The sequence below is a fragment of the Roseateles sp. genome, assembly GCF_049240545.1.
Classification (GTDB): Bacteria; Pseudomonadota; Gammaproteobacteria; order Burkholderiales; family Burkholderiaceae_C; genus Paucibacter_A.
Window position 1 is genome coordinate 28,934 of record NZ_JBMLSK010000208.1, and the last position, 6,322, is coordinate 35,255.

6 protein-coding genes are annotated in these 6,322 nt (G+C 64.2%); 3 read left to right on the forward strand and 3 right to left on the reverse strand.

What is annotated here, in order from left to right; genetic code table 11:
* Together ACOVRJ_RS13295 and def are read right to left on the reverse strand one after the other, a co-directional pair.
* Positions 1-1,410, reverse strand: a 1,410-nt coding sequence (locus tag ACOVRJ_RS13295) for a DUF6600 domain-containing protein (protein ID WP_422044328.1), incomplete at its 3' end; no start/stop codon positions are given.
* 96 nt (positions 1,411-1,506) lie between these two features.
* Positions 1,507-2,043, reverse strand: coding sequence for a peptide deformylase (gene def, locus ACOVRJ_RS13300; protein ID WP_422044329.1), 537 nt, complete (start codon positions 2,041-2,043; stop codon positions 1,507-1,509).
* 46 nt (positions 2,044-2,089) lie between these two features.
* Between def and ACOVRJ_RS13305 the strand changes: the two genes are divergently transcribed.
* Positions 2,090-3,061 carry an MBL fold metallo-hydrolase gene (locus tag ACOVRJ_RS13305; RefSeq protein WP_422044330.1) on the forward strand — a complete coding sequence of 324 codons (972 nt, stop codon included), beginning with the start codon at positions 2,090-2,092 and terminating at the stop codon, positions 3,059-3,061.
* A 27-nt stretch (positions 3,062-3,088) separates the two neighbouring features.
* Here ACOVRJ_RS13305 and ACOVRJ_RS13310 read toward each other — a convergent pair whose 3' ends face one another.
* Positions 3,089-4,096 (reverse strand): NAD-dependent epimerase, encoded by a 1,008-nt coding sequence (locus ACOVRJ_RS13310; protein ID WP_422044331.1) that lies wholly within the window; start codon positions 4,094-4,096, stop codon positions 3,089-3,091.
* 279 nt (positions 4,097-4,375) lie between these two features.
* Here ACOVRJ_RS13310 and wecB point away from each other — a divergent pair, with 279 nt between their 5' ends.
* On the forward strand, positions 4,376-5,485 hold the full coding sequence (gene wecB, locus ACOVRJ_RS13315) for a non-hydrolyzing UDP-N-acetylglucosamine 2-epimerase (RefSeq protein ID WP_422044332.1): 1,110 nt from the start codon (positions 4,376-4,378) through the stop codon (positions 5,483-5,485).
* A 167-nt stretch (positions 5,486-5,652) separates the two neighbouring features.
* The coding region (locus tag ACOVRJ_RS13320; protein WP_422044333.1) for a WecB/TagA/CpsF family glycosyltransferase at positions 5,653-6,322 on the forward strand (670 nt) is incomplete at its 3' end.

The following is a 6,322-nucleotide window of genomic DNA, read 5'->3' on the forward strand; positions in this document are numbered from 1 at the left end:
CTCTCGCCCCACCATATCGCGCTCGCGCTCCCGGCGACCCAGGCTCTCGCTGCGCCAGGGCAGATCGGCCGGCGGGCGTTGCACCGTGGCATCCGCCACCGGCCGGGCCGGCAAGACAGCCGCCAATTCTTGACGCGCCGGCGCTGCCGGCAAGGGCCTCACCGGGCCGATGTCACGTGTCGGCATGGCTTGCACCGCTCCGCCCTGCCCCGGCAAATAGCTGACGGCGCCGGGCACCTCAAAATTGCTGCGCGGGCGACGCACGGTGACCGGATCCGGATCCACATTGATGCGGTGCTTGTAGGCAGGGCTGTGCACATAGTGCGGCACATAGACCTCACGCGGCGCCAGCGGATACCAGCCGTAATGAGGGCGCGGCGGGCGCGCGCCGCCAATGTTCACGCCGATGCTGACCGAGGGGCCGCCGACCCAGGCCACCAAAGCCGGCGCATAGACCGGGCGATGCACATAGGCGCCCGGTGTCCAGCACCAGCGCCCGCCCCAGCTGACCCAGCGGCCGTAGTGGAAAGGCGCAAAACCCCAGGGCGCATCGTCAACCCAGGTCCAGCCCCAATGGCGCGACCAGGCCCAGCGCCCATAGCGGTAGGGTGCCCAACCCGCCGACACCACGGTGGGGATCCAGACGTTGCCGTACTCCGGCGACTGCTCCCAGCGGCCATGCCGATCCAGCTCTTCGGCGCCGGTCATTTCCGGCGAGACATAACGGCGGCTCACACCGGAGGCAAAGCTGTCACCCTCGGCCCGGCTTTGCGCCAGCAACCAGTCGCCAAAGCTGTCGCCATTCAGGCCTTGCCGCTCGGTGCGCGGGCCACCGGCCCACCAGAACTCGGCCTGCTCGCCGGTTTGCAACCAGACCGGCTGGGTTTGCTCGCTACGCTTGAACTCAAAGCGCGTGCGCCCTTGCACCGCGAAAACACGGCTGCCGCGATCCAGCTGCTCCACCCGGTACAGCCCTTCGCGCTCGGCAAACACCGTGCCCTCACGGGTCTGCACCTTGTACTCATTGAGCGCCTCTTGCGAGCGCAAACGCAGGCCCAAGTCGCCCTTGGCCACTTGCAACAAGACCCGGCCCTCATCCAGCTGGGTGAACTCCAGGTCGCTGCGCTCATCCAGCCACAAGCTGGTGGAACCGATGCGCAGGCTGACGCGCGAACGCTCATCGGTACGCAAGCGGTCGCCTTCGGCCACCGTCTGGTTGCGGGTAACGCGCAGCCACTCCTTGGTCTCGGCATCAAAAAGCCAGGCATCGCCCATGACCTCGGCCACGCGCCCCGCGCGCGTCGGCGGGTCGGCCCAGGCGGGCGTGGCAGCGGCGGCCAGCAGCCCAAGCCCCAAAGCCAAGCAAAGCCCCCAAGAGGCGAGTCGTTGATTCCAAGCGGCAGCGAACATGGCAAGCTCCTTCAGAGCCGCTTAACGCCTGGGCAGCCGGCCGCGCCGACCATCTTTACAAACTATTTCAATCGGCCTCGGTTCAAGAAAGGCGCATCAATCATCCGCGTTCGGGTCCAAGGCCGGGAACAGCACCGAGGTGTAGCCAAAACGGCTGAAGTCCTTGATGCGCATCGGGTACAGAACGCCCTGCAAATGATCGCACTCGTGCTGCACCACCCGGGCATGAAAGCCCTCAGCCTCGCGCTCAAAGGGCTGGCCTGTTTCGTCCAAGCCGCTGTAGCGGATGCGCTCAAAACGATCGACCACACCGCGCAAGCCCGGCACCGACAAGCAGCCCTCCCAGCCTTCCACCTGCTGATCCGACAAGGGGGTGATGACCGGGTTGATCAAAATCGTGGGCGGCACCGGCGGCGCCTCGGGGTAGCGCTCATTGCTTTGAAAGCCAAAGATCACCAGCTGCAAATCCACGCCAATCTGCGGCGCGGCGAGGCCGGCGCCATTGGCAGCCTTCATCGTTTCAAACATATCAGCGATCAAGGCCTTCAGGGCCGGTGTGCCGAATTCGGTCACCGGCTGGGCCACACGCAGCAGGCGCGGATCGCCCATCTTCAGGATTTCATGTACGGCCATCATCTGCCCTCTGAGCTATCGTGCGGGGATTCTAAGGAGCCGCCCCGTGCACAACATTCCCGAGGACTTTCTCCAGCCGCTGGGCGAAGGCATCTACGCCATCGACACCGGTTTTCAGCGGCCGCGCTTTGATGCGGCTTACCTGATCGTTGAAGCCGGGCGCGCCGCCTTTATCGACACCGGCACCAACCACGCGGTCCCGCGCCTCTTGGCGGCGCTGGCTTCGCTGGGCCTGACGCCGGACTGCGTCGACTGGGTCATCCCCACCCATGTGCACCTGGACCATGCCGGCGGCGTCGGCTTGCTGATGCAATCACTGCCCAATGCCCAAGTCTTGGTGCATCCGCGCGGCCTGCGGCACATGATCGACCCCTCGGCCTTGTTCAAAGGCGCTTTGGCGGTCTATGGTGCCGAGGAGATGCAGCGCTCTTACGGTGAGCTGCAACCGGTGCCGGCCGAGCGGGCGCAGGCCAGCTTTGATGGGCAAACCATTCACCTGGCGGGTCGGCCGCTCTTGCTGATCGACACTCCCGGTCACGCGCGTCATCACCATTGCATCTGGGATGCGCGCAGCCAAGCCTGGTTCACCGGCGACACCTTCGGGCTGAGCTACCGGGAGTTCGATACCGAACAAGGTGCCTGGCTGCTACCCACCAGCACGCCGGTGCAGTTCGAACCCGAAGCCTTGAGCGCGTCGGTGCAGCTCCTGCTGAGCTATTCGCCGCAGTCCATGCTGTTGACGCATTACGCTCGCATTGGCCGTGACGCCGAAGACGTGCAGCGCTTGGCCAAGCTGCTGCTCGCGCAGGTCCAGCAGATGGTGGACTTAGGCCTGGCGCTGCGCCGGGCGCCCGAGCGACACGCACAACTCAAGCAAGGCCTGCAACAGATTTACCTGCACAGCCTGCAGGCCCACGGCTGCCAATTGCCCGAGCCGGAGCAACTGGCCTTGCTGTCCATGGATATCGAACTCAATGCCCAAGGGCTGGCAGTCTGGCTGGACAAGCTGCCCGCCTGAGACTCAGCCCATGGGTGAAGGCGCACTTCAGACCTTGTAGTACTGGCGATACCAAGCCACGAACTTGGCCACGCCGTCTGGCACCGGCATGGCGGGGCGGAAGCCGGTCCAAGCGGCCAGTTCTTCCACGTCCGCATGGGTGGCGGGCACATCGCCGTCTTGCAGCGGCATGAAGTTCTTCTGCGCCTCTTGACCCACCGCTTTTTCGATGGCTTCGATGAAGGCCATCAGTTGGATCGGGTCATGGTTGCCGATATTGAAGACACGGTAAGGCGCGTCGGAATGCGCCGGGTCGCTCTTCACCGGGTCGTAGCCAGGCTCGGGCGTGGCCACACGGTCCAAGACGCGCACCACGCCTTCGGCGATGTCGTCGATGTAGGTGAAGTCACGAATCATCTTGCCGTGGTTGAACACATTGATGGGCTTGCCCTCAATGATGGCCTTGGTGAACAAGAACAAGGCCATGTCCGGCCGGCCCCAGGGGCCGTAGACGGTGAAGAAGCGCAGGCCGGTGGTCGGCAAGCGGAACAAATGGCTGTAGGTGTGCGCCATCAGCTCATTGGCCTTCTTGGTGGCCGCGTACAGGCTCACCGGATGGTCCACGCTGTGATGCTCAGAGAAAGGCATCAAGGTGTTGCCGCCATACACGCTGGAGCTGGAGGCATAAGCCAGGTGCGCCACCTTGTTGTGGCGGCAGCCTTCCAAGATATTGGTGAAGCCGACGATATTGCTCTCGATGTAGGCGTGCGGGTTCTCAATCGAATAACGCACACCGGCCTGGGCGGCCAGGTGCACCACGCGGTCGAACTTCTCGGTCGCAAACAGCTGGGCGATGCCGTCCTTATCGGCCACGTCCATCTTCACAAAGCTGAAGCCCGGCAGCGGCGTCAGGCGCGCCAGTCGGTCGTGTTTGAGTTGCGGGTCGTAGTAATCATTGAGATTGTCCAGGCCAACCACTTGGTCGCCACGGGCCAACAAGAGCTGGCTGACATGCATGCCGATAAAGCCGGCCGCGCCGGTAACGAGAACTTTCACGCAATCTCCTGGTGTTCATGGGCTTTGTGATTTTTCGCCCGCCTGCCCTGTGCGACAGCTGTGGTGCATCGCAGCACGGCATTCTCGCCGAGAAGCGTGACCGGGAGCCGACACCCGACTCGCCTGTGTCCTCAGCCCGCGTGAACCCGGTCACGCCGGGCCGCCGGTCGTGACCACCGTGCGAGCATAAGCCCCCCATAGAATGAGCCACCCAGAGGAAAGCCCCCACAACAAGCGGATGCCCAAGCAGGCCTCCGCACCTTGCGAGAACACAAGCCCATGACCCAGCCTTGCATTCACCTGATCGCCGGCGCACGCCCCAATTTCATGAAGATCGCGCCCATCGTGCGCGCGCTGCAGGCCGACGGCCGCCTGGCCTGGAAGATCATTCACACCGGTCAACACTACGACCGCGACATGAATGATGTGTTCTTCGAGGAACTCGGCATCCCCGCCCCCGATGTGCGCCTGGGCTGCGGTGGCGGCAGCCACGCCGAGCAAACCGGCAAGATCATGGTGGCCTACGAGGCCCTGGTCGCCGCCGACAAGCCCGCCGCCTGCCTGGTGGTGGGCGATGTCAACTCCACCGCCGCCTGCTCCATCGTCGCCAAAAAGGCCTGCATCCCCGTGGCCCACGTCGAAGCCGGCCTGCGCAGCGGCGACATGAGCATGCCCGAGGAAATCAACCGTTTGGTCACCGACGCCATCACCGACTGGTTCTTCGTCACCGAGCCCAGCGCCACCGAGCATCTGCGTCGCGAAGGCCGCAATATGGATGTGGTGTACGACGTTGGTCATGTAATGGCTGACAACGTGCTCTACCAAGCCGACAAGCTCAGCAAGACCGCTGACACCAGCAGTTATGAGACCGACGCCTACAAGCGTCAACACGCCCGCTACGGCGTCGTCACCCTGCACCGCCCCAGCAATGTGGACAGCGCCGAAGCGCTGGAGCGCATCGCCAGCGTGCTGCGCGCCGTTTCGCCCGAACTGCCGCTGGTGTTCCCGGTGCACCCCCGCACCCGCGCCAATATCGAGAAGTTCGGTGTCAACCTGGGCGCCAACGTCACGCTGATGGGCCCGCAAGCGTATATGTCCTTCCTGCACCTGTGGAAAGACGCCGTCGTGGTGCTGACCGACAGCGGCGGCCTGCAAGAAGAAACCACCGCCCTGGGCGTGGCCTGCATCACCATGCGTGAGAACACCGAGCGCCCCGTCACCGTGGACGAAGGCAGCAACGTCTTGGCCGGCACCGACCCCGCCGTCATCATCCCGCTGGCGCTGGACACGATCAAAAACGGCGGCAAAAAGGGCCGACGCCCGGCCCTGTGGGACGGCAAGTCGGCCGAGCGGATTGTGAAGATCCTGGCGGAGAAGCTGGGCGCCTGACCCCGACCGCAAAGACGAGGCCTTGCGATCTGAGTCTGGTTTTTGAGAGCTTTGGGATCCAAGGCCCTCAGATCCAGGCCAATTCCGCAGCATCGCAAGAGGACTGACACAGTCGGTGCCTAGAATCCGCTGAGCCCCAACCATCAGCCCATGCCGGCTATTTGCCCGTGACCGCAACCTCCCCAAGAGCGCAGACCCGTGTGCTCGGCACCCGCATCGACCCGGTCAGTTGGGACGAAGCGCTAGACCGTATCTGGCAACTCGCGCGCCGCCGCCAAAGCAGCTATGTGGGCATTTGCAATGCCCATTCGGTCGTGACGGCCACCCAAGAACCGGCGTTTCAAGCCGCCTTGGAGGGGTCAGACATGAATACGGCGGACGGTGCCCCGGTGGCCTGGATGCTGCGCAAGCTCGGTCATGCCGACCAACAGCGCATCAACGGGCCCGATTTGATGCTGCGCTACTGCGCCCAAGCCAGCCAGCGGGACGAGTCCATCTTTTTGTACGGTGCCAGCCAAGAAACCTTGGAACTCTTGCAGCAACGGCTGCTGCGCGACTGGCCCCGCCTGAAGATAGCCGGCGCCTACTCGCCCCCCTTTCGCCCGCTCAGCGCTGACGAAGACGCGGCCATCGTCAAACAGATCAACGACTCAGGCGCCGGTACCGTCTGGGTCAGCCTGGGCTGCCCCAAGCAAGAGCTCTGGATGGCCAAGCAGCGCGGCCACATCAACGCCGTCATGATCGGCGTGGGTGCTGCCTTCGACTACCACGCGGGCACCCTGCGCCGCGCGCCACTTTGGATGCAAAAGCGCGGCTTGGAATGGCTCTACCGCTTGG